A 24,480-nucleotide genomic window follows, 5' to 3' on the forward strand; every position below is an offset into this window, starting at 1 on the left:
TTTTTTTGAAACTAATTAAACAAACTTCTTATCAAGATTGCGGGATTGCTTGCTTAGCAATGTTAATTAATCATTTTTATAATTACGAAATTGATTTGCATCAAATTAAACTTCACTTAAATATGGAAGATGAAGAATTAAGTTTTTATGACTTAATTGATTTATCAAGTTTATTTTATTTAAAAGCAGAAGGTTTTAAGATTGACTTTGATTTAGAAGAAATGATTACAAAAACTCCATTTTTGGCTCAAGTTGTTAATGAAGAAGGAATGCTACATTTTGTTATTGTAAGTGAATTAAAAAATAACAATTTTATTATTTTTGATCCAAGTAAATCAAATAAAATTAAATTAAATAAACAACAATTTTTAAAAATATTTAGTGGTTATGTTCTTATTTTTAAAGCTAATAAAATAAAGTTTAAAAATGAATTTAATTTCAAGATTTCTAGTTTAAAAAGAATAATTAGTTTTGAAATTATATCCTATATACTTGTAAGCTTATTAACAACTGTTTTATTTATGATAGATACTCAGTTTTTAAAATTATATGCAAATTCACTTATGAATGAAAAACAAGATTGATTCCTTTATTTACTTTTATTAGTTATTTTAATTATCAATATTATTTTTAAATCTGTTAATAACTATATATTAAGAAAAAACTATGAAAAAAAACTTTTAATAAATTTAGATGAATTTTTAGATATTGTTTCAAAATCCAATAATAAAGAACTCTTTTATTTGTATCAAGATATTAAATGAGTGACAAAATTTGAGAATTATAAATTAGTGTTGTGCCTGTGTAGTTTAATATCAGAACTTTTAAATTTAGTTTTTATATTTTTCGCAATAAAAGAATTATTTTTTGTAATTTTAATTGGTGATTTAATATACATATTTTTTAATTATTTTATTACCAAATTTAAAAGCAATGAATATGGTAACAGTGATAGACAATGATTTATAATGCTAAATAATTTAGAAAATATTAAAAATGAGGGAAATGAAAAAGTAACATACTTAAATTTAAAAAAAGAAATAACTAGTGAGCAATCTTTTGAAATTAATTCAAATTTTTTAGAAATTTGAGATAAGGTTTCATTAATTTTAATTTATATAGTTTGTTGAAGCCTAATTAAAGAAAAGACTTTAGATTTTTCAATGTTCTTTATTCTATTACTTTTAAAAAATTTTAGTCGTATTAATGTTTATAGTATTGGACAAACTTTGCTGCTTTTTAAAAAATACAAAATAGCTTTTATTAATTATGAAAGAGTTAATTTAAAAAGTAAATTAATTCCTTTAAAAGATTCTATAAATAATATTTCAATAAAAAAAATTTCAAAAAGTGAAACAAGTAAAATAAATTTAGGAATTAACATACTAGAGCAAAAGCTTGAATTAGGTATTTTAAATAAAACACATAAAGATTTTGATTATGATGTATTTTTTAATAATATTAATATAGAAAACTTAGAAGATATTTCACTTAGAGAACATATAAATTATTTAAAAAACTATAAAGTTAAATTTGGAACAATATATCAAAATATAGCTTTAGTATCTAATTTGAAAGTTAATATATTTAAATTAAATGTAGTGATAAATTTAATTGAAAAGTATAGTATAAATATTTCAAAATTAATTAAACCTGAATCTTGCACTCAAGTTGAAAAAGAAATAATTAAACTTTTAAGTATTTTTTACTTGGAGAAAAAAGTGATTCTTGTTAAAAATAATTTTGAAATTATCACTTTTGATGAAATAAAAGCAATTTTAAAAGAGTTTACAAAATTAAATAATGATAAATTTGTGATTTTATCTTAAAATTATATTATTAAAGTTTTAAAGGGAGCAAGAATGGTAAAAATTGATTTTATTAATGAGACAAAAATAAATGTGAATAAATGAGAGGCATTAGCAATACAAATCTTTAATTCAGCTTTCAAATATTTAAAGTTAAAAAATGAAATTAATTTATCAATTACTTTTTTGGAAAGTGAGCCAGCTCAAAAAATAAATCAACAATACAGAAATCACTCTTATATTCCAGATGTAACATCATTTCCAATTGAAATGTCAGAGCAAGAAATTAAGGCTTTGGGATATCAAGAAATTGGTGATATATTTATTTGTATTGAAGAAGCTGAAAGAAAAAGCATAAAGTATTCACATACTCTAGAAGAAGAAATGAGTTTCTTGTTTACACATGGACTTTTACACTTGTTGGGTTATGATCATGAAACAAATGAAGAAGATGAAGAAGAAATGTTTTCTATTCAGGATGATATTTTGAAGCTAAATAATGTAAATTACACAATTAAATTTACAGAAGAAGACTATAAAGAAATAGAGGAAAATAATGAGTACAATTAAATCAGGATTTATATCAATTGTTGGAAGACCAAACGTTGGTAAATCAACTTTACTAAATAAAATAATAGGACATAAAATTTCAATAGTAACGAATAAAGCACAAACTACAAGAAATAATATTAGAGGTATTCTTACTGAACCTGAATATCAACTTGTTTTTGTTGACACTCCCGGTATTCATACTTCAAAAAATCAAATTGATAGATTTATGAATTCTAGCGCTATGAGAAGTATGAAAGAAGTTGACGTTGTTGTTTTTATGGCACCAGCTGATGAAACAATTGGCAAAAATGATTTATTTATTTTAAACGAACTCTCAAAGAAAACCGATGTTAAGAAAATTTTAGTTATTTCTAAAGCAGATATAGTTAATAAAGAAAAACTATTTTTAAAAGCAAATGAATGAAGCACATACCAAGATATATTTGATGAAATAATCATTGCTTCATCAACAGAAAATATTAATATTGATAAGCTAATTGAAACAATCGTTGGTTTTTTACCTGAAACAGGCCATTATTTCTATGATGAAGAATCAATTACTGATCAACCTAATCGTTTTGCAATTAGAGAAATTATTAGAGAAAGTGTACTTTTGAAAGCCGGTCAAGAGGTTCCGCATGCAGTAGCAATTTTAATTGACGAATTAGAAGAAACTGATGAAGAAATTAATGTTGTTGCTTCAATCATTGTTGAAAGAAAGTCACAAAAAGGGATTATTATTGGTAAACAAGGCAAAAAGATTAGTGATATAAAATATAAATCAAAAAAACAAATAAAAGAACTTTTTGATAAAAATGTAAATCTTGAGTTATTTGTTAAAGTGCAAGAAAACTGAAGAAATTCAGCAAGTCTTATTAAAAAGATGGGATATGACAAGGATAAATATTAATGAGTGAAGTTAAAATTAAAGCTTTTGTTTTAGATTCTTTAAATTACGAAGAAAATGACAAAATTTTAACAGTTTATTCAGATAAATATGGAAAACTAAGTTTTATTTCGTTGGGGGCTAATAAGCCTTCAAGCAAAAATAACTTTTCTTTAAACTTATTTTCTGAATCAGAATTTGAGATTTTTAAATCAAGAAATAGTAAAGCAATTTCAAAATTGAAAACTGGAACTTTAATTAATCAAAATTTTAATATTGCAAAATCTTACAATAATTATTTATTTGCTAGCATAATAAGCTCATTAATTTTACAAGAGAATTTATTCTATAATAAAGACTCTAAATTATTTAGTATGCTTAAAGAAGCAATTGACAATATTAATAACGAAAGAAATCCATTTTCAAATATGGTTTGATTTTTATTTTATTGCTTAAGATATTTTGGAGCAGAGTGAGAATTAAAAAGTTGCTATAGATGTAATAAGACAAGTAAAATTTATAGAAAATTTGATTTAAATGATTATGGTCTTGTATGTCCGAATTGTTTTACTGAAAAAGAAGAAGAGCAGGATAATGAATTTATTAAATATTTACAAAGAATTGATAGCAATACATTTTTTACAATTCAAAAATTTAATATAAACGTTTCTTATGAAATAATTATTTCAAAATTAATATTAGATTACTATATTGAAGAATTGGGAGTGTTTTCAGTATCAATTAAAGAAATTTTGAAAAAAGAAGTTTATAATGACGCAACCTTTTTAGAGTACACTAATAATGTGTTGACAAAACATAGTAATAGAGATTAAAATAATTTATAATTAAAAAGATTTATGTCAGCCAACATGCTGACTTTTATTATTTAAAACAAAGGAATTAGTGGAGAAAAAAATATGGAAAAATTAATTGCTCATTTAAAATCTCAAGGTTTTATCTTTCAAGGATCAGAGATTTATGGAGGACTTGCTAACTCATGAGATTATGGTCCTTTAGGAGTAGAAATTAAAAATAAATTAAAACAAGCTTGATGAAATCATTTTGTAAAGAAAAATCCTTATAACATTGGTTTAGATAGTTCAATTATATTAAATTCAAGTGTTTGAAAAGCAAGCGGACATATTGACGGATTTAACGATCCGTTAATTGATTGTAAGAAATGCAATAGTAGATGAAGAGCTGACAAATTAATTGAAGAATTTAACTCTGAAATTAACGCAGGAATTATGTCAGAAATTGAAATTGAAGAATTTATTAAAAATAATGAAATTAAATGCCCAAAATGTCAAGCATGTAATTTTACTCAAATTAGAAAATTTGGATTGATGTTTAAAACTAACCAAGGTGTTTTAGAAGATGAAAGTTCAAAAGTTTATTTAAGACCTGAAACAGCACAAGGTATTTTTATTAATTTTAAAAATTCTCAAAGAGCGCTAAGAAAAAAATTGCCATTTGGAATTGGTCAAATTGGTAAATCATTTAGAAATGAAATTACACCTGGTAACTTTATTTTTAGAACTCGAGAATTTGAACAAATGGAATTAGAATTTTTCTTTAATCCAAATGATGAAAAAGATTGATTCAAATATTGATTGAATGAAGTTGAATTTTTCTTACAAAATAAAGTAAATATAACTAAAGAAAATTATAGAGTTAGAAATCATGAAAAAGATGAGTTAGCACATTACTCAACAGCAACAAGTGATATTGAATTTAAATTTCCATTTGGTTGAGGTGAATTATGAGGTGTAGCACATAGAGGTAATTTTGATTTAAATGCTCATCAAGAAGCATCTAAGCAAGATTTAACATATTTAGACCCGATTACTAATCAAAAAGTTCTTCCACATGTGATTGAACCTAGCGTTGGTGTTGAAAGAATGATGTTAGCAATTTTATGACAAGCTTACACTGAAGAAGACTTAGGTGAAGGAAATTCTCGCATAGTTATGAAGTTGCCTTATGCACTTGTACCTTATCAAGTTGCTGTAATGCCATTACAAAAACAGCAAAATGAACAAGCACAAGCCTTATATAATAAATTGTTAGAAAACTTTGATGTTACTTATGACGAAACAGGTAATGTTGGAAAAAGATATAGAAGACAAGATGCAATTGGGACTCCATTTGTTATTACTGTTGACTTTGATACCGAAGAAACAAATTCAGTAACTGTTAGAGAAAGAGATTCAATGGAACAAGTTCGTGTTGATATAAATGAACTTGAAAGTTTCTTAAAAATTAAATTTTAATTTTTTTAATCCTTAGAAAGGAAGTAATACTATGTTAATACCAAAAGAAGTTATTGAAGATATAATACAAAAATCAGATATAGTTTCAATTGTTAGTGAAAGAGTTAGCCTTTCTAAAAAAGGAAGAAATTATTGGGGATTATGCCCATTTCATCAAGATTCAAACGCATCAATGTCTGTATCTCCTGAAAAAAAATTCTTTAAATGTTTTTCATGTCAGGTTTCAGGTACAGCTTTAGATTTTGTTAAAGATTTTGATAACATAAGTTTTCAAGATGCTATTAAAAAGCTTGCTCTTTCAATAAGTTATGATTTATCAAAGTTTGAAAATGGTCAGCCAATTCAAGAGAAAAAAGAAACAATTATTTTTAGATTGAACAATGAAGCACTAGCATTCTTTAAACTTAATTTAAGGACTAATGAAGCAAGAAGCGCTGTTAAATATCTTAAAGAAAGAGATATAAATGTTGAAGACATTCAGTTTTTTGAAATAGGATATTTACCTAAAAACAATAGTTTGGTAAATCACTTGTTAAATAAGGGATTTAATATTTCAGATATTGTTGATGCAGGTTTGGGAACATATAATGAAGAAAAACAAAAGCTTTATGATATTTTTAGTGATAGGATTATATTTCCAATTAAAAATGAAAATAATGAAATAATAGGTTTCAGTGGGCGAATCATGGAAGCTGATTCTGACCGACCTAAGTACTTAAATACAAGAGAAACTAAAATATTTTCAAAAAGAAAAATTGCATATAACTTTAGTGAAGCAATTAAATCAGCAAGAATTAAAAAAGAAATAATTATTCTTGAAGGATATATGGATGTTATAAGTCTTCACAAGAATGGCATAACTAATACTATCGCATTAATGGGAACCTCATTATCCCAGTATCATGTTAATTTATTTAAAATGATTAAAGGAACAGTAAAAATGTTTCTTGATGGTGATGAACCTGGTATTAAAGGTAATATAGAAGCTGCACAAACATTAATTTCTAATAATCAGAAGGTCTTAATTGTTAACAATCCAACAAATAATGATCCTGATGAATTGATCAAACAAGGCAGAAAATCAGAAGTTGAGCAGATGATTGCTGAAGCTTTAAATCCGTTGGAATATATTATTTCAAAAAAATGAAATAAAGTTGATACAAAAGATTTTAATTCAGTTGAAGAGTTTATGAAAGAAGTGTGCTCTTTTGTTTTAAAATGTAATAATCAAATTTTATTTGAAACATCAATTGAAGAATTAGAAAATATAACAGGTTTATCAAAAGAATCAATAATTGATTTTTATAAAAAAATATCGAGAAATAAGAATATTCAATATGATAAAAAGCAAGCTGAAACTGAAATTGAAAAAGAACAAATAAATCAAAGCAAAGTAGTAGAACAAACTAATAATCAAAGTTTTAATATTCTTTCTTCTTTAAAAGCATACGAGCTCGCTGAAAAGACTATACTTATTGATCTAATTAAGTCAAATAAGAATTTGCAGTTAGTCAAAGAAAAAATTAGAGAAGTCAATTTCCCACATAAAGAGTTTGGAAAATTAATAATTAAAATAATAAATTCATATGATGAAAATATAAACTATTCTGAAAGTGAAATTAAAGCAATAATTAGCAAAACATCAAAACCAGGCATTATTGAAGAAATTCATTGATATGAGAATGATCCAATAATTTTGAATCAAAAGAATAACTCTGATTCTACTAAGTTGGTTGAAAATTCATTTGAAAAACTTAAAATGTACTCGAATGAAAAAAAGATAAAAGAAATTAATGAAATGCTAAAAGATAAAAATATGACAAAAGAAAATCGAGAAAATTTAAATAACATCTTATCTGAAAGAATTAAAAAGAGAGAAGAATGATTAAATAATTTCAACGATAAAAATAATTAAAAGGGGTAAATATGAAAAAATACATGGATAAAAAAGAAATAGCTAAAATTAAAACAATAGAAGACTTTTATGAAGTTACAGTTGCATATACAAAAGAAAATAATAATGAAATAACTTCTGAAGAAGTTCAATTAAATTTTAGTAAAATATTTGCTAATGCTTCAGATAACGAGTATGAAAAATTATTAGAAGATCTACAATCAAAAGGTGTTCAATTTACAGATCTAGAAGATATTGATTTAGATGAGGATATTGATTTGGATGAGGAAATAGATGCTGATGATGCTGAGGTAACCGATGAAGATAGTTACGCTGATGAATTAATTGGTGAAAGAAAAGGTCCAGGAAGAAGACCTAAGGATTCAGGAACTACAAAATATAGAGTTGGTTCAATTTCTAATGAAACAAAAATTCAAGATTTAATTAAAACTTATTTTTCAACAATCGGACAAACTAAAATTTTAACTAAAGATCAAGAAATAGTTTATGCAAAATTAGCTAATTCAGAAGATTTAGAAGAAAGAAAAGAAGGAAGAGATATGTTAATCACTTCTAACTTGAAATTAGTTATTTCAGTTGCTAGAAAACATTTAAATAGAGGATTAGATTTTGCTGATTTAATTGAAGAAGGAAATATTGGTTTAATTAAAGCTGTTGACAAATTCGATTATGAAAAAGGTTTCAAATTTTCAACTTATGCAACTTGATGAATTCGTCAAGCAATAACAAGAGCAATTGCTGATCAAGCAAGAACTATTAGAATTCCTGTTCATATGGTTGAAACAATTAATAAATTATCTAGAATTGAAAGACAGTTAACTCAAGAGTTAGGTAGAGAACCTTCTTCAAAAGAAGTTGCTGAAAGAATGGGCGGAGACATGACTGCTGAAAAAGTTGTTGAAATCAAAAAAATAGCAGTTGAACCAGTTAGTTTAGAAAAACCATTTGGAGATGAAGACGATACTCACTTTGGAGATTTTGTTGAAGATAAAGATATGATTTCTCCATCTGATTTTACTGAAAAAGAAATTCTGAGAGAAGTTATTGATAAAGTATTTGAAGATATGCCTGCTAGAGAAGAAAAAGTTATTCGTATGAGATATGGAATTGTTCCTACAAAAGTTAGAACATTAATAAGATTAGCTGAAGAATGTAATGATGAAACAGCACCTGAGTTAGCTAAGGCAATTAAAAAACTAGATATTCACTTAGAAACTCCTGTTGAAAAAATAAGAACTGTTGATAGTAAAATTATTCAAGAACATTTATTGAAATATGAAGCCTCAAAAACTTTAGAAGAAGTTGGAAAAGAATTAAACGTTACAAGAGAAAGAATTAGACAAATTGAAGCAAAAACAATTAGAAAATTAAAGCAACCAACAAATACTAATAAATCAGGTAAGGTTTTAAAAGAATTTTATAAAGGTTAATGATGTTAACAAAAAGACTAAGAACAATTGCTGATTTAATTGATTCTTGTGATGTTGTTGCAGATATTGGAACTGATCATGCTTATTTACCTATAACATTAATAGAAGAACAAAAAGCTAATTTTGCTTATGCAGTTGATGTAAACAAAGAACCTTTGGAATGAGCTAAAAAAAATATCAAACAATATAATTGTCAAAATAAAATACAAACTGTTTTAAGCAACGGTTTGGATTTTATTTTAAATGAACAAATTAAAGAAATAGACGTAGTAACAATTTGTGGCTTAGGCAGCACAACAATATTAGAAATAATTAAAAAAGATATACATAAGGTTAAAAAATATGCTATTTGTTCTAATACTGATGTTTCTAATATCAGAGAATGAGTTTTTGAAAAAAAATATTCAGTAGTTTTTGAAGATTATATTATTGATGCTCAAAAAGGATATTGAGTTATTGTAATTGAAAAAAATGGTTTAAACCTTTTAACAAAAAAAGATATTAAATTTGGAAATGCAAAGTTTTTCATAAACAATAAAGAGATAATTTCTTTTTATAAAAAAGAAATTATAAAACTTGAAAAAATATTAAATAACTTAAATCAAGAAAAGCACGCTGAAACCTTTAATGAAATAAATAGAAAAATAGTAGAAATAAGGAATTACTTAAATGAAATTAAACAAGATAGTTAAATATTTGGAAAAAAAATTCCCTACTAAAAAGGCTTACGAGTGAGATTCTGTTGGTTTTCAAAAATTTAATAAAAAAATTATAGACTTTGATAGCGAAATTTCAAATGTTTTAATAACAATGGATTTAAATAAAAGAGCATTTGAAAAAATAAAGAACAATAAAATTGATTTAATAGTAACACGACACCCCTTTATTTTTAATGATTTAAAAAAAGAAAAAGAGAATCCCTTTAAAAAAGAGTTAATTAAGTTTTTAACTAAAGAAAACATTTATGTTTATTCAATACATACAAATTATGACATTGCTGGATATCAAGTATTTATTGAAGAATTAAGCAAAGGCATGGATATTAAAAAAGCAAAATTTCCTTTGCTTCATAAAGAATATTTGGATGTTTGTTTAAATAAAGAAATAAGCTTGGAACAATTAATTACAGATTTGAAAAATGTTTTTAAAACTAAGAATATTCAATATAGTTTAAATGCAGAAAAACAAATGAAAATATCAAATTTTATAATTAATCAAGGTAGTGGAGCAAGTTCAATGATTACAAAACAACTATCAAATGTTGTTTTTGTAACGGGAGAAGCTAAGTGAAGTGATTGAATATATGCAAATGATAATAATATATCTTTAATTGTTGTTGGACATTATATGGAAAACTACTTTATAGATGATATTAAAGCAAGATTAGAAAATAATTTTAAGAATTTAAAAATTGAAAAAGTAGATATAGAGGAACAATATAATGTCAAATAATAGAGAAAGAAAATTTAGTGATTTTGGATTCAAAAAATATATTAATGATACGTTAGCAGAAATTAATTTTGAAGCACCAACAAAAATTCAAACTGAAATAATACCATTAATAAAAAAACATCAAAACGTTATTGCACTCTCACATACTGGAACTGGTAAAACACATGCATTTTTACTTCCAATTTTAAATAACTTAAAATTTGATCAAGATAAACAACAAGTTCAAGCATTAATTATTGCTCCAACTAGAGAATTAGCTAAGCAAATTTATGATAATGTTCGCCCATTTACTAAAAATCAGGCACAACTAAAAGTTGATTTATTTATTGGTGGAGAAGATATTAATAAGCAAATAGAATCTTTAAGTAAAAGACAGCCAACAATTGCAGTAGGAACTCCTACAAGAATTAAAGAACTATATGAACAAAATTATTTAAAAGCAACCACTGCTAATTATATTATTATTGATGAGTGTGACATGATTTTTGATTTAGGTTTTATTGAAGATGTTGACTTTGTAGTTTCAAAGGCAAAATCAAATGTTAACTTATCAATGTTCAGTGCAACTATTCCTGAACAATTAAGACCTTTTGTAACTAAATATGCAAGAAATGCTCATTTTATTGATGTAACAGAAAAAAATGTTTCTAATAAAAATATTAAGCATATTTTAATTGACACTAAGAATAAAGAAATTGAACCTGTTTTAACAAATATTTTAAAATCTATAAATCCTTATTTATGTTTAATATTTACTAATCATAAGGAAGACATTTCAAAATATGTAAAACTTATAAGAGAAATAACAGGCCAAAGTGTTGGTGAATTACATGGTGATTTGCAACCAAGAACTAGAATGAATATGCTTAAAAAAATTAAGAACAATGAATACAAATATGTTGTAGCAACAGATGTTGCTGCAAGAGGTGTTGATATTATTGGAATCACTCATGTTATTTCAATTGATTTACCTGTTGATCTTTCATATTACATTCATAGAAGTGGAAGAACCGGAAGAAGTAAATTAACTGGTGAAAGTTATGTTCTATTTAATATAAAAAATCAAGAAAAAATTGAAGCTCTTCAAAAAATAGGTATTGAGTTTGCTCATTTCAAATTGGACAACAATCAATTAACTGAGATAAAAACTAAAAACAAGAAAAAAGCTAAGCACTATGAAGATTTAGATACTGATTCAAAAAAAGTTATTGCTAAGTATAGCAATCAAAAAGTTAAACCTGGTTACAAGAAAAAAAGAAAAAGAGAACTTGATGAAATAACTAGAAAAAAACGTCGTGAACATATTAAAAAAAGTATTGATAAAATCAAGAAAGAAAAATACAAAAAACGTCGTGAAGAATTATTTGATTAATATTTAAAAAAAGTGGTAATTCCACTTTTTATTTTATTTATTTTTAGTATTATTAATATTAGATTTAAAAGCTTATAAAGGAAAGTAGAAATGGTTAAGAAAAAGAGAATAAAAGTTTATTCGTCAAATGGTAAAAAAACATTACTACTTTCGCAAGACGAAATTAATACTATTAAAGAAAATGACAACTTTGAAAAGATATATGAATCAGAATTAAGTAAAGGAAAAAAAGCCTACGAGATTAGAAACTATTATTCACAGGCTTTTTGAAAAGATTTATTATATGTTTTAATAGGAGCATTTTTATCAACAATTGCAATGGATTATTTCATTTCAATAACTGGTGCTGCAGGGTTATTCCCTGGTGGGCTAGGGGCTATTGCACGTTTTTTTTCAATTATTGGTGCATCTAAAATTAATTTTTCTGCAAGTACATTTTATTTTATAATTTACTTCATTATGAATTTACCATTAGCTGTTTTTGGTTTTAAAAAATTAGGTTGAAAATTTTCAACATTAACTGTGATATATTCGGTTGTTACTATTTTCTTTGACTTAATATTACAAAACGTTCCTTATATAAGTCCTAATGATTTAAGTTTATTGATTGATTATAATTTAATTAGTACAATGCCTGGAGCTTGAGGAGCAATTGTTTGAATTTTTGTTTTTGCTATTTTTGGTGGAATTGTTAATGGTTTTAGTTACTCAATTATTTACAAAGCTAATGCTTCAACTGGTGGAAGTGATTGAATAACATATTATTATTCAAAAAAACTTAACAAAGATATAGGTTCAATTAATATTAAAATTAATATTGCAATATTATTTATTGTTATTTGTTTAAATACTGTTATTTTAAATGTTGAGCATATCGATCAAACAATTAAACTAAGTGTTCTTTATAATGAATATGATAATTTAAATGATTTAATGAATTCAAGTTTTGGAAAAACTATTGATCAAATGGTCAATGGAGATCAAACAACAGGCTACTTTAAAAATTTATGAGAGCTATTACAACATAATAAAAATTGAACTGAAGAATGATTCAATGTTTCAAAATACATTGCTTCGTCAAATGATTTTGATAGTGCTTATACTTCATCTATGGTTTTAGCAATGAAATTTAAATGAATTATAGGTCCTAGTTTATTTGCTTCATTAATATTAATTATTATTCAAGGGATAACTGTTAATAGACTATATCCAAAGAATAAAATAATGAACTTATTCATATCAACAACTAAAATACCTGAAATTCAACAATACTTATTTAGTGTTGGATATACAAACAATATTTTTATTTGAAGAACAGTTACTTCAAAGAAAAATGCTTGAAGTGATCAAGAACAAGATTTAATTTTAATTTCGATGCCAATGATTTATTACAAAAAAATTGAAGAGCATATTATGAAAATTGATGAAGAAATGATTATAAACATTATTGGAAGTAAAAAAGTTAAAGGAAGTAACTTTAGCTTTGCATTTGATACAGAATTGCGTGATAAAGCACTTAGCGAAGAATTCTTAAATAATGCTAGATTAATGAAAAAAATTGAGAGCAATGCAATCATTAAGACATATAAAAAAATGAAAAAAAATAGTGAATATGTACAAAATGGGGTATAATCTTAAATAGATTATACTTTTATTATTTAAAGTATACTTTTTTTAAAAAGAGGAGGACTCCTAAATGAATAAGAAAAAAATATCATTTAAAAAGATTTCACAAGTTTTTTGTTTGATTTTAATAATATCTTCTTTAGTAATTTCAATTGTGTTCTCTTCAATTAGCATAACTAATAATACTAACTTAAATACACGTTATTCAGGAGGATATGAAGCTTTAGTTGAAGTTTATGATCAAAAGCAAAACTCAACAAATGAAAATAGCTTAAATCCAAATGGGGATGCTTATGCTGCTGCAGAATCTCTTCAAAATAAATTATCACCATTTTCTGATAATACTGTTGATGTTAAAGTTGTAGGTAAACATAGAGTTTCTGTGAGAGCAACTAAAGAACAATATCAAAATAATCCAACTTTATTTATTAATGCAATTGAACAAGACGGTGGTTTATTAGCTTTAACAAAAGACTCAAAAGGTAATTATGATGACATTTTGTTTAATGATGAAACAATGAATACTGTGACTGGAAGTAATGTTTATACAGACAATAAAATTTCAAATAAAATAGCAATTTCAGACATCTTTGGTTCAGTAAAATATACACCTGATAGATCTGAAAGTAATTCAGGTGCTCAAAACTCTCCATTTTTAACTTTTGAAGAAGGAGCAAATGGTACTTATTTACAAAAATTAACAGCTTCTTCAACTTCAACTGAGGGAACAACTACAACCCCTTCTTTAACACTTATTTCATCTTTTGAAACAGTTTTAAATAATATTAGAGAATACTTTTTACAAACTCCTAATCAAAACGAAATTGATTCATATATAGAAGCATACTATGATGGTATTATTACTCCAATTATCCAAGTATATACAAGTAGTTCTACAGATTCTAGCACACGAGCTGTAATAGATGACTTCTTTACTTTCTCTTATAGAAGACAAAGTGGAGAAATGGCTACTACTTCATTAATTTCAGGTGATATTTATCCATGATGAAGTGAAAATCAAACAACATTTAAATTGCAAAATTTAAATAGAACAATTGCAATTGAAAATTTAAAAGCTTTATTTTATGGTCAATACCGTCAACAAACATATAGTGATTTTAATTCTACAGATAATTATCAATATCTATTTACAAACAATGTTAATAAATATGTTATTGATCCAAACGCAACAACAAATGACTTTTTAGCATCTGGTGAAGGCATTACTGAACCTGGTAAATATTCAGGGGATTTTAAATTTTCATCATCTGTAAGCAATCAACCACAAGGTTTGGGAATTGATGGTGTCGCTAAGATATTAAATAAATTAATTCTAAATGATGTTTTATTTAATGTACCTAGTACTTCAACTTCAACATTTAACATTTATTTAAATGAAGATATATTCAATAGAAACTTTATTATGATAAATGATACTGTTACTCAAACAGGAGTTCCCACACCATCAGAAACATATAGCTCAAGAGCAACATTTGTACCTAGTGCTATTTATAATGGAAATACAAATGAATTAAGAGTAAAAATGAGATCTGCAACAATTGCAAGAACAATTGAAGCATCTATTTCTCAAACAACTCAAGGTTTTACTTTTAAAGTCGTTAATATAAAAGAATTTGATCCAGAAATAACACTGTATATGTTATTAGCATCAATAATATTCTTATTAATCTTGGCAATAATAACAATGATATTCTTGTTATTTGCGTATAAACTATTGGGTCTATATACTTTAATTATTGCTGTAACATCAACATTTATAGTATTCTTTGCTCCAACAATATTTGGTATAGCAATCGGAATAGAAATTTACACTCTTATTTTTGTAATGATAGGTCTGGTTTTAGAATCATGTATTCTTACAATTGAAGCGTTTAAAAAACACTTAAATAAAGAAAAAAGATCAATTTCAGAATCAATGAAATTATCAAACAGAGAAAACTTCACTATTATTGTTGATTCATTCATTTTATTATTAATTCCAAATTTAATTTTATTCTGAGTAGGGTCTGGTTCACTTAAAAACTTTGCAACTGTTGCAACTGTTGCAACAGCGATTATTCTTGTTTTAGTTGTTGTTATATTTAGATTATTGATTTGATTAACAATTAAATTAGATATATTTAGAAAATTCCCTTTATTATTACCAGTTGATACAAAAGATATTAATTCAGGTGTAGCTATATTAGAAAAAGTTAAATTATCTAAATTAGAATATCATTTAATTGTTTTAACTAATAAAGAAAAAGTTAGTTCAAAAGAATTACTAAAAATTAAAAAAATAAGTGATTCAATTGATAAATTAAAAGCTAAAATTGAAAACAAAGAAAAAGAATATGAAATCAAGTTAATTAATAAGAACAAAGATAAAAACAATAAATTAGATCAAAAAATTCAAAAACTTGAAAAAAAATCAAATAAAAAAGTTCGTTGATATAAAAGAGATTGAATTAATTTCTTAAAAGTAAATAAAGAAGTTAATTTAGCTATCTCATCAAAACAAGAATCTTCAGTTGTTGAAGAAGCAAAAAATAAACGTAATCAAAATTGAATTTTTAATATTAACAGAATTCTAATTATTGTTTTATTAGTGTTTTCAGTAATTGGTGGAGTAGTTGCTGCAACAGTTGGTCCTAATTATTCAAATTCATTTGGTAAGGATAATACATATATAGTTTATGGAACTTATTTAAATGATTTTGCAGGTAATAATTTAGATAATGTTAAAACAAAAATTGAAGAGGGATCATCTGAAAACATTTCAAATGAATTCAATAATTTAATTGACTCAATTGAAAATCCTACAAATGATCCAAGTGATGATGCTTATTCTGCAGAATTAGGTGGAAGAACCGTACAGTTTATTTTTGATAATAATTTAACAAGCTTATTCTATTCTGGTTATAATTCATCAAGTAATTTAAATTCTATTGAATGAGGAACAAATTATGGTGCAAACCTTGAAAATAATGCTGAAATAGATGGTAAGCCATATGTTCAAATAGAACTTTCAAATAAAACACACTTTGGAAGAACAAGAACTTTACTATATTCAATATTTAGAGGAAGTACTATTTTACCTGGTGAAAATAATTTAACAAATGAGTCAAGAGGTATTCTTGGAATGTTCCAAATACCATTTACAGCATATGGACAAATTCTTCAAATATGTATTGCATTTGGAATCTTATTATTGATCTTAATTGTTTATATATTAATTAGATACAAATGAACTTATTATGTAGCTTTAGCATTAGCAATAGTTGTTGTTATAGCTATTACAACTTCATTAATTATTATGTTTAGAGTTCCAATTAGTTCAGAAATACTAGTTACTATGGTTTCAATCGTAGCATTTACAATAATGTCAGCAATATTCATTTTAGGTAAAACAAAGCAAATGATATCAGCAAAAACTAAAAATGAATTAAGATTTGAATTTAACAAAGAAGCTGATGCTCAAACAGTTATTAAACACAAAGTATTAAAAGCTGTTGGTAATAAAAAAGCATTAAATAAAAAATACAAAGATAAAATTAGAAAATTAAAAGTTAGAATTATTGATTTAAAACTTGCTAAAAAATCTAGATTTTATTATTGAGATGCATTTAAAGCTTTCTTTAAATCAAATAGAGTTGTTGAAATAACAGAATTAAAAAAAGAAATTAAAGAATTAAGAAAAACTAGAAAATTGGAACTAAAACCATTAAAACAAGAAATTAAATCTGTTAAAAAAGCAGGAAAAAAAGAAATTAATTCAATCTTAAGTGAAAATAAATTTGTTAAACAATTATTTATGAACTCTTTAAAATTTGGATTAAACAGATTAATGTATATATCTGGATTCTATTTAATATTTGGATTAATTTTAGCTGTTACTATTCCATCAATTGTTGGTGTAGGTATTGCATTATTAATTGGTGTAGTTGTTGCTGATATTGTTTTATTAACAATGTCACTTCCATTATTAATATGATTAGAAAAAAGAAGAATTGTTTTAAATTATGGTAGACAAGAATTTATTTTACAAACTAGTGTTTCTCATGAAGAACAAATTGTTAAAGACATTAATGATTAATAAAAAGGAGCAAATCTTAAAATGGATTTAAAAAAATATATTTTAAATGTAAAAGACTTTCCAATTAAAGGCGTAGACTTTAAAGATGTTACACCATTATTAAATGATGCAGATGCATTTGCTTATGTAATTGATCAAATGGCTGAATTTGTTAAAGAATGTGGAGCTAATGTTATTGTTGCTCCAGAAGCTAGAGGGTTCTTATTTGCAAGTGCTGTTGCTTACAAATCAAATTCAAGATTTGTTTTAGTAAGAAAACCAGGTAAATTACCTCGTGAAGTTCTTGATATTGAATACAGCTTAGAATATGGTACAAATCATCAACAAATGCACAAGGGTGATATTAGACCTGGTGATAAAGTTGTTATTATTGATGATGTATTAGCAACAGGTGGAACAATTGAAGCAATTGTTAAATTAATTGAAATGCAAGATGGTAAAGTTGAAGGTGTATCATTTTTAATTGATTTACCTTTCTTACATAAAGACGATTTATTAAGTGAATATAAAGTTCAAAAACTTATTAAATATTAATATTGAAAAGCATCTATAACTAAAGTAGATGTTTTTTTATACAAAATGAGGTATTTATGAAAAATATACAAAGATGTGATTGATCAAAAAATGAAGTTTTAAATAAATATCATGATAATGAATGATGTCAAATAAATCACAATGATAATTTCATATTTGAAATGCTAATTCTAGAGAATATGCAGGCTGGTTTAAATTGATTAACTATCTTATTGAAAAGAGAACACTATCGTAAAGCACTTGATAATTTTAATTATCAAAAAATTGCAAAATATAATGAAAATAAATTTAATGAATTATTAGAAAATGAATGCTTAATTCGAAATAAATTAAAAATAAAAGCAATTATAAATAATGCTCAAAAATTTATTGAAATACAAAATGAATTTGGAAGTTTTAATTCATATATATGAAGTTTTGTTAATAATGAACAAGTACAAAATAAATGAATCACAATAAGTGAAATCCCAGCTCAAACAGAACTATCAGTTATTATATCTAATAATTTAAAAAAACGTGGTTTCAAATTTGTAGGACCTGTTATTGTATATTCATTTCTTCAAGCAATTGGCATTATTGATGATCATATTTCGATTTGTTTTAAGTATGAAAAATAGCAATAAAATTTAAGAAGAATTATAGAGTTAATTTAAACTCTATTTTTTTGTTATAATGTAAAAATAGAATGGGTTGATTTTTATGGCAGGAATTATATTACCAAGAAGAACAAGTAAAAGGGCATCAACTAACTTAAATATAGTCGAAATAAAAGATTATGCTACTTTAGAAAATGAAATAAAAAAATATATTAAAGATCGAAAAGCTTTAAATAAGATTAAAGAAGCATATTTATTTGCTGAAAAAATGCATACAGACCAAAAACGTAAAAATGGTGATCCTTACATTTATCATCCACTTTCAACTGCTTATTATTTAGCTCAATTACAAATGGGACCAAAAACAATTAAAGCAGGTTTATTACATGATGTAGTTGAAGACACACCTGTAAAGATTGAAGAAATTGAAGAAAAATTTGGAAAAGAAATAGCTTCACTTGTTGAATCAGTAACAAAAGTAAGTTATTTTGCTGAAGAAAATAGAGAACAAATTAAATCAGAATATTTAAGAAAACTTTATATTTCAATGGCAAAGGATATTCGTGTAATAATTATTAAAATTGCTGATAGACTACATAATATGTTAACAATTGAAAATATGTCAATTGAAAAACAAAAAATTATAGCCAAAGAAACTTTAACAATTTATGCTGCTATTGCTCATCGTATTGGAATGAAAAATGCTAAGTCTAAATTAGAAGATATGGCATTTAAGGTTCTTAATCCTGAAGAATTTGAAAATATTGAACACTTAATTGAAAAAGGTCGTGAGTCAAGGGAAATAAACATTGCCAAAACAATTGATGATATTTCTGTATTTCTTCGTAAAGAAAAACACATTAAAATTATTGATATATTTGGAAGAGAAAAAACAATTTATTCAACTTATCGTAAGATGAGTAATGGTAAACATTTTGAAGAACTGCATGATTTAGTTGCTATTAGAATTATTGCTAGATCAACTGATGATTGTTATAAAATTTTAGGATATTTACACCAAAAATATTTACCATTATCAGGTAGATTTAAAGATTATATAGCAACTCCAAAAAATAATGTTTATCAATCATTGCATACAACATTAAGTGATAATAAAGGAATGTTTTTTGAAGTTCAAATCAGAACTCAACAAATGGATGATGTTGCTGAAGCTGGTGCTGCTGCTCACTGAAGATATAAAGAAGGAGAAGTTGTTGATGTTGTTAAACGTCAAAAACAAATTGATGAACAAATTGATATCTTTAGTAGAATTTTGGATTTAACTGATCAAATTAATGAAGAAGAAAATTCATCAGAGGCAGAGTTAGAAAAACAATTACAAAAAGATGTATTTGGATCAATGATATATGTTCTAACACCTAGTCAAAGTGTTATAACATTACCTTATGGTGCAACTGTGCTTGATTTTGCTTATAGAATTCACACTGAAATCGGAGAAAAAACATCAGGTGCTAAAATTGATGGAGTATTTTCTCCAATAAATACAGTTTTAGAATCAGGGCAAGTTGTCGAAATTAAAACATCTTCAAAACAGCAACCAACTCATGAGTGATTGAAAATTGTAACTACTTCAAATGCAAAAAACAGAATTCGTAAGTATTTAGCTAACAAACTAAAAGAAGATAATTCATTTGATGAAGATCGTAAGGAATTAGCTAAAAAAAGTGAAAATATAATTAATTCATATATCAATCAAAAAGAATTAAAATGAAAAAGAAAATCACCAGCAGAAATTCTTGAAGGTGTTAAAAAATCTGGATTTGCAAACTTAGAAGAATTTTTAATAAGTGTTGGTAAAGGTGAAATTTCAATTGTAGAAGCAGCTGATAAGTATTTTATTAATCATAACTTCTCAAAAGATGAAGAAGCATTAAGAAGTATTAAATCAAAAACAATTAATGATTTAAGTTTGAAAAATGATATTGTTGTTGATGGCATTACAAATATAAAGACATCAATTGCAAGTTGTTGTATGCCAATTCCTTATGAAGATGTTATTGGTTATGTAACAAAATCAGGTAATGGAATTAAAGTGCACTTAAAAGAATGTTATAACTTATACACAACAGAAGAAAATAAACGTTTAGTCCAAGTACAATGAAACTCAGCAGTTGCTGAAAATAGTTTGTATACAACAAAACTAAAATATTTTGCAACAGACAGACCAAATTTACTTTATGATGTATCAAGAGCATTGTCTAACTTAAAAGCAACAACTATGAATGTAAAACTAGGTGTAGATGATAAATCATTATTGGTAAATGGAGAATTAACAATCAAAGTTAAATCTTCAGCTCAATTAAATCAAATTATCTTAACAATTAAGTCAATTCCTAACGTAATTGACTGTGAAAGATCTGTTAAAAGCATTAAATAGGTGAAAACCTATTTTTTATTTTTAGTTTAATCTAAAAATTTAAATATTTTTTTCTTTAATAATATAATGAATTTGAAAGGAACCTGTTTGAAAATGAAAAAATCCGTAAGAGATAAACTATCTGTTGAGGAAAAATATATATTATTCAACTCATATAAACCTAGAATTTATTTTGCTATTAAAAAAGCATATGATAAATTTGATTCTATACCTTTAGAATTGGAGGATTTTGAGTATTATGCTTGAGAGGCATATTTGGATATTTTAGATAAATATTATGATAGAAAAATGAGAAAGAGTTTTGAAAGTTGTTTAATTGACGCTGTATATTGAAAAGCCATGAATATTTGTGCTAAATATGTGACTAACAAATATAAAATAGTAAATCAGTGTATGAGAAAAAGTATATACACTGATGAAAATTATAAAAGTTATATTGAAAGTACATTTACTTCAGAAAATTATTATTATGATGAAATTGGTTGGTGTCAATTATTTGAACAATATTTTTCTCAAAATAAAGATAAATTACAAAAACAAGTTTTTACACTTTATCTTTATGGGTTATCATTTGTTGAAATTGCTGAAGAGTTAAAAATTTCTGCTGCAAGGGCAAGAAATAATTTTTATAAAGTTTTACCAGAAATAAGACAAGTTGTGTCCAAACAAGCTATTTTAGATTAAAATATATCTAAAGGAGTGTGAATTAATGAGTTATTACTACAAACCAAGCATGGGATATTCTGTTCACGCTTTACAAAGAGCAAGAGAGAGACTAAACTTAAAGGATAAGGCGGATTGAGAAGTTAAGGAAAGTATTAAAAATCATATTCATAATTCAACAAAAACTTTTAGAATTAATGGTATGCTATACCTTTCTGCATCTAATACAAATATTTTTTTTGTTATTAATGAAAGCAGTAATACTTTAGTTACTGTTACTCTTGTATCAGCTGAAAAGCAATTAAGGTTGATGGGTGGTTGATAACATGATAGTTGGTGTTTATGGAACAATTGGAGCTGGTAAAACAACAATTTCTAATAAGGTTAAAAATTTAAAATTTAGAATGATAAATGCTGATAAGATTGCACGTGAAGTTATTGAATATAAAAATATTCAACAACAAATTAAGAAGGCATTTCCAAATTGTTTTACTAAGGAAAAATTAGATAGAAATAAACTTAGAAAACTTATTTCGAGTGATGAAAAAAGTTTAAATAAATTAAATTCAATAGTTTGACCTGAAATTAAAAATGAAATATTATCTGAAATTCAAGTTAAAGGTGGGAACATAGTAATTGATGCAGCTTTATTGCCAGAACTAAATTTACCAATTGATCAATATATAAGAGTCAAAGCAACTTTATTAACTACCTTATATAGAATTAAAAAAAGAGATAAAAAACCATTTAAAGAAACTTACTCAATTTACAAACAACAAAATAAGAGAATTAAACAATATAATTTAAAAAATGAAATAATTATTGTTAATGATTTGTGAACAAAGAAAATTTCATTGAAACAATTAAATAAAAAGATTTTTAAATAAGATTTGTAATCTTATTTTTTATTTATTCAAAGTAAGTTAAAATAAAAAGTATGAACAAATCAGGAATTATAATTTTAAATAAGCCAAAAGGTTTAACAACTAATCATTTGATACAAAAGTTAAAAAGACAACTTAATGTTAAAAAAATAGGTCATGCAGGAACTTTAGACCCTTTAGCAACAGGAGTAGTTATCTGTTTAATAAATAATGGGACAAAACTTAGTGATTATTTTTTAAACGAAAATAAAGCTTATGAAGTAACAATGAAATTATTTCAAGCAACAGATACATATGATAGTGATGGAGAAGTAATAGAAGAACAAGAAGCATATGATATTTCCAAATCAGAGGTTGAATCTGTGGTTAAAAAATTTGATGGATTGACATATGATCAAACTCCGCCAATGTATTCAGCAATAAAATTAAATGGAAAAAAACTATACGAATATGCTCGCGAAAATCAAGTTGTTAAAGTTAATAAAAGAACTATAACTATTAATTCTTTGACTTTAGAAGAATTTAAAAATAATGAAATTTCATTAGTTGTATATTGTTCAAAGGGAACTTATATAAGAAGTCTTATTGTTGATATAGCAGCAGAATTAAAAACAATAGCTCATGTAACTTCATTAAACAGAATAGAATCAGGTAATTTTAAAATAACAGAGTCTAGTGAAATTGAAAATGTTAATGAAGCAAAAATAATTGAAATGTATGATGCTATTAAACTTGCTGACTACGAAATAATTGAACTTAATGACATATTAGATGTCAGTCACGGTAAAAAGATAAGTTTAAGCACAAATAATGATGTTGTTTTTATAGCAAATAAAAATAAGCAATTAATTGCTTGTTATGAAAGAGAAAAAGAAAATTTATTTAAATGCCGCCGTGGAGGTTTAAATGTTTAATGAAAGTAATTAAATGTAGCTTAGAACAAATAAAAAAAATATCTAATGGTTCAGTATTAACAGTTGGCATGTTTGATGGACTTCATAAGTACCATAAGTTGATAATTAATAAAACCTGTGAATTAGGAAATCTAAATAAATTAAATAAAGTCATTTTAACTTTTGATCATAAACCAACTAAAGTTAATGAAGTATTAATTAGTGAAAGCAAAAAAATAGAATTTATTAAAAGCAATTTTGATATTGATCTTATTTATATAATTGAAGTTAATGATTTTCTAATTAAAACAACAAAAGAAGAATTTGTAAAAATTATTAAAGATAAATTAAATGTTATTTTTATGGTAGAAGGTAGTGACTTTAAATTTGGTTACAAACAAGAAGGAAATATACAATTTTTACAAAATGAATTTGGTAAAGATAATATTTTTGTTTTTAATCGCGATACAAATATTTCTTCATCAAGATTAAAACAATTAATAAACGAAGAAAAATATGAAGAAATAAATAAAGAATTAGAAGTTGATATTGATTTATTGAAATAATCTTTGTAAAAGAATATAATATTTAAAGTGATTGTTCACCAGAGATGCTATTCACTCCCATGAATGCACCTTTGATGAAACACTAAAAATCAAAACGAAGGGGAGACAAATCATGATTTCAAAAGAAAGAAAAGCTGAAATTATTAAAGAATTTGGTGGAAGCGATGCTAACACAGGTTTAGCCGAAGTTCAAATTGCTTTATTAACTGAAGATATTGCTAACATGACTGAGCACTTAAAAGAACATAAAAAAGACGTTCCAACAAGAAGAACTTTATTAAAAAAAGTAGCTCAAAGAAGACACTTATTAGACTTCTTAATTAAAAAAGATGTTAACAGATATAAAGAAATTATTTCTAAATTAGGTTTAAGAAAATAATTTTCAAAAAACTATAAAAAGATATTGACACATAGTATTAATTTTTATATTATATCTATGTGTCTAAAATGCAGGTGTAGTTTAATGGTAGAACTTCAGCCTTCCAAGCTGACTGTGAGGGTTCGATTCCCTTCACCTGCTCCATTAAAAAACAAGA

At 24.9% G+C, this 24,480-nt stretch carries 21 protein-coding genes and 1 tRNA gene; all 22 read left to right on the plus strand.

Annotation, left to right across the window (positions count from 1 at the left end; translation table 4 throughout):
- The first annotated feature begins 5 nt into the window (after positions 1 to 5).
- The 22 genes from CK556_RS01445 (at position 6) to CK556_RS01550 (ending at position 24,467) form a co-directional block, all read left to right on the plus strand.
- Positions 6 to 1,829: a cysteine peptidase family C39 domain-containing protein gene (locus CK556_RS01445; RefSeq protein WP_027875304.1), complete on the plus strand. Its 1,824-nt coding sequence runs from the start codon at positions 6 to 8 to the stop codon at positions 1,827 to 1,829.
- A 33-nt stretch (positions 1,830 to 1,862) separates the two neighbouring features.
- Positions 1,863 to 2,378 carry an rRNA maturation RNase YbeY gene (gene ybeY / locus CK556_RS01450; protein ID WP_027875305.1) on the plus strand — a complete coding sequence of 172 codons (516 nt, stop codon included), beginning with the start codon at positions 1,863 to 1,865 and terminating at the stop codon, positions 2,376 to 2,378.
- Positions 2,365 to 3,270, plus strand: a complete 906-nt coding sequence (era, locus tag CK556_RS01455; RefSeq protein ID WP_027875306.1) for a GTPase Era — start codon at positions 2,365 to 2,367, stop codon at positions 3,268 to 3,270. Before ybeY ends, era begins: the two co-directional genes overlap by 14 nt.
- Complete coding sequence (recO, locus tag CK556_RS01460) at positions 3,270 to 4,079, plus strand: DNA repair protein RecO (RefSeq protein WP_027875307.1); 810 nt, start codon at positions 3,270 to 3,272, stop codon at positions 4,077 to 4,079. Before era ends, recO begins: the two co-directional genes overlap by 1 nt.
- Positions 4,080 to 4,163: 84 nt before the next feature.
- The gene (locus tag CK556_RS01465) at positions 4,164 to 5,519 is read left to right on the plus strand and encodes a glycine--tRNA ligase (RefSeq protein ID WP_027875308.1); all 1,356 of its coding nucleotides are present in this window, start codon (positions 4,164 to 4,166) and stop codon (positions 5,517 to 5,519) included.
- A gap of 31 nt (positions 5,520 to 5,550) precedes the next feature.
- Positions 5,551 to 7,434 carry a DNA primase gene (gene dnaG / locus CK556_RS01470; RefSeq protein WP_027875309.1) on the plus strand — a complete coding sequence of 628 codons (1,884 nt, stop codon included), beginning with the start codon at positions 5,551 to 5,553 and terminating at the stop codon, positions 7,432 to 7,434.
- 11 nt (positions 7,435 to 7,445) lie between these two features.
- Positions 7,446 to 8,864, plus strand: a complete 1,419-nt coding sequence (locus tag CK556_RS01475) for a sigma-70 family RNA polymerase sigma factor (RefSeq protein ID WP_027875310.1) — start codon at positions 7,446 to 7,448, stop codon at positions 8,862 to 8,864.
- Positions 8,864 to 9,556, plus strand: coding sequence for a tRNA (adenine(22)-N(1))-methyltransferase (locus CK556_RS01480; RefSeq protein WP_084545404.1), 693 nt, complete (start codon positions 8,864 to 8,866; stop codon positions 9,554 to 9,556). Before CK556_RS01475 ends, CK556_RS01480 begins: the two co-directional genes overlap by 1 nt.
- A complete protein-coding gene (locus tag CK556_RS01485; protein ID WP_027875312.1) occupies positions 9,534 to 10,316 on the plus strand; it encodes a Nif3-like dinuclear metal center hexameric protein in 783 nt (260 codons plus the stop codon). The genes CK556_RS01480 and CK556_RS01485 overlap by 23 nt, the downstream gene beginning before the upstream one ends.
- On the plus strand, positions 10,306 to 11,688 hold the full coding sequence (locus CK556_RS01490) for a DEAD/DEAH box helicase (protein WP_027875313.1): 1,383 nt from the start codon (positions 10,306 to 10,308) through the stop codon (positions 11,686 to 11,688). The genes CK556_RS01485 and CK556_RS01490 overlap by 11 nt, the downstream gene beginning before the upstream one ends.
- A 90-nt stretch (positions 11,689 to 11,778) precedes the next feature.
- Positions 11,779 to 13,320, plus strand: coding sequence for a YitT family ABC transporter (locus CK556_RS01495; RefSeq protein ID WP_051412733.1), 1,542 nt, complete (start codon positions 11,779 to 11,781; stop codon positions 13,318 to 13,320).
- A 64-nt stretch (positions 13,321 to 13,384) separates the two neighbouring features.
- Positions 13,385 to 17,410: a protein translocase SecDF, variant type gene (locus CK556_RS01500; protein ID WP_027875315.1), complete on the plus strand. Its 4,026-nt coding sequence runs from the start codon at positions 13,385 to 13,387 to the stop codon at positions 17,408 to 17,410.
- Positions 17,411 to 17,431: 21 nt separating this feature from the next.
- Positions 17,432 to 17,944, plus strand: a complete 513-nt coding sequence (locus CK556_RS01505; RefSeq protein ID WP_027875316.1) for an adenine phosphoribosyltransferase — start codon at positions 17,432 to 17,434, stop codon at positions 17,942 to 17,944.
- 56 nt (positions 17,945 to 18,000) lie between these two features.
- Positions 18,001 to 18,561: a DNA-3-methyladenine glycosylase I gene (locus CK556_RS01510; protein WP_027875317.1), complete on the plus strand. Its 561-nt coding sequence runs from the start codon at positions 18,001 to 18,003 to the stop codon at positions 18,559 to 18,561.
- An 82-nt stretch (positions 18,562 to 18,643) separates the two neighbouring features.
- Complete coding sequence (locus CK556_RS01515; protein WP_051412734.1) at positions 18,644 to 20,938, plus strand: RelA/SpoT family protein; 2,295 nt, start codon at positions 18,644 to 18,646, stop codon at positions 20,936 to 20,938.
- A gap of 93 nt (positions 20,939 to 21,031) precedes the next feature.
- Positions 21,032 to 21,622, plus strand: coding sequence for a sigma-70 RNA polymerase sigma factor region 4 domain-containing protein (locus CK556_RS01520; protein ID WP_027875319.1), 591 nt, complete (start codon positions 21,032 to 21,034; stop codon positions 21,620 to 21,622).
- Positions 21,623 to 21,647: 25 nt separating this feature from the next.
- Positions 21,648 to 21,926, plus strand: a complete 279-nt coding sequence (locus CK556_RS01525) for a hypothetical protein (RefSeq protein WP_027875320.1) — start codon at positions 21,648 to 21,650, stop codon at positions 21,924 to 21,926.
- A 1-nt stretch (position 21,927) separates the two neighbouring features.
- Positions 21,928 to 22,488 carry a dephospho-CoA kinase gene (gene coaE, locus CK556_RS01530; RefSeq protein WP_027875321.1) on the plus strand — a complete coding sequence of 187 codons (561 nt, stop codon included), beginning with the start codon at positions 21,928 to 21,930 and terminating at the stop codon, positions 22,486 to 22,488.
- A 50-nt stretch (positions 22,489 to 22,538) separates the two neighbouring features.
- Entirely contained in the window at positions 22,539 to 23,399 is an 861-nt protein-coding gene (gene truB, locus CK556_RS01535; protein ID WP_027875322.1) for a tRNA pseudouridine(55) synthase TruB, read from the plus strand.
- A complete protein-coding gene (locus CK556_RS01540) occupies positions 23,399 to 23,944 on the plus strand; it encodes a nucleotidyl transferase family protein (protein ID WP_027875323.1) in 546 nt (181 codons plus the stop codon). The genes truB and CK556_RS01540 overlap by 1 nt, the downstream gene beginning before the upstream one ends.
- Positions 23,945 to 24,056: 112 nt before the next feature.
- Positions 24,057 to 24,323 carry a 30S ribosomal protein S15 gene (rpsO, locus tag CK556_RS01545; protein ID WP_027875324.1) on the plus strand — a complete coding sequence of 89 codons (267 nt, stop codon included), beginning with the start codon at positions 24,057 to 24,059 and terminating at the stop codon, positions 24,321 to 24,323.
- Positions 24,324 to 24,393: 70 nt separating this feature from the next.
- Positions 24,394 to 24,467: transfer RNA gene (locus CK556_RS01550), tRNA-Gly, on the plus strand.
- The last annotated feature ends 13 nt before the right edge of the window (positions 24,468 to 24,480 follow it).

The sequence above is a fragment of the Mesoplasma chauliocola genome, from assembly GCF_002290085.1.
Taxonomy (GTDB): domain Bacteria; phylum Bacillota_I; class Bacilli_A; order Mycoplasmatales; family Mycoplasmataceae; genus Mesoplasma; species Mesoplasma chauliocola.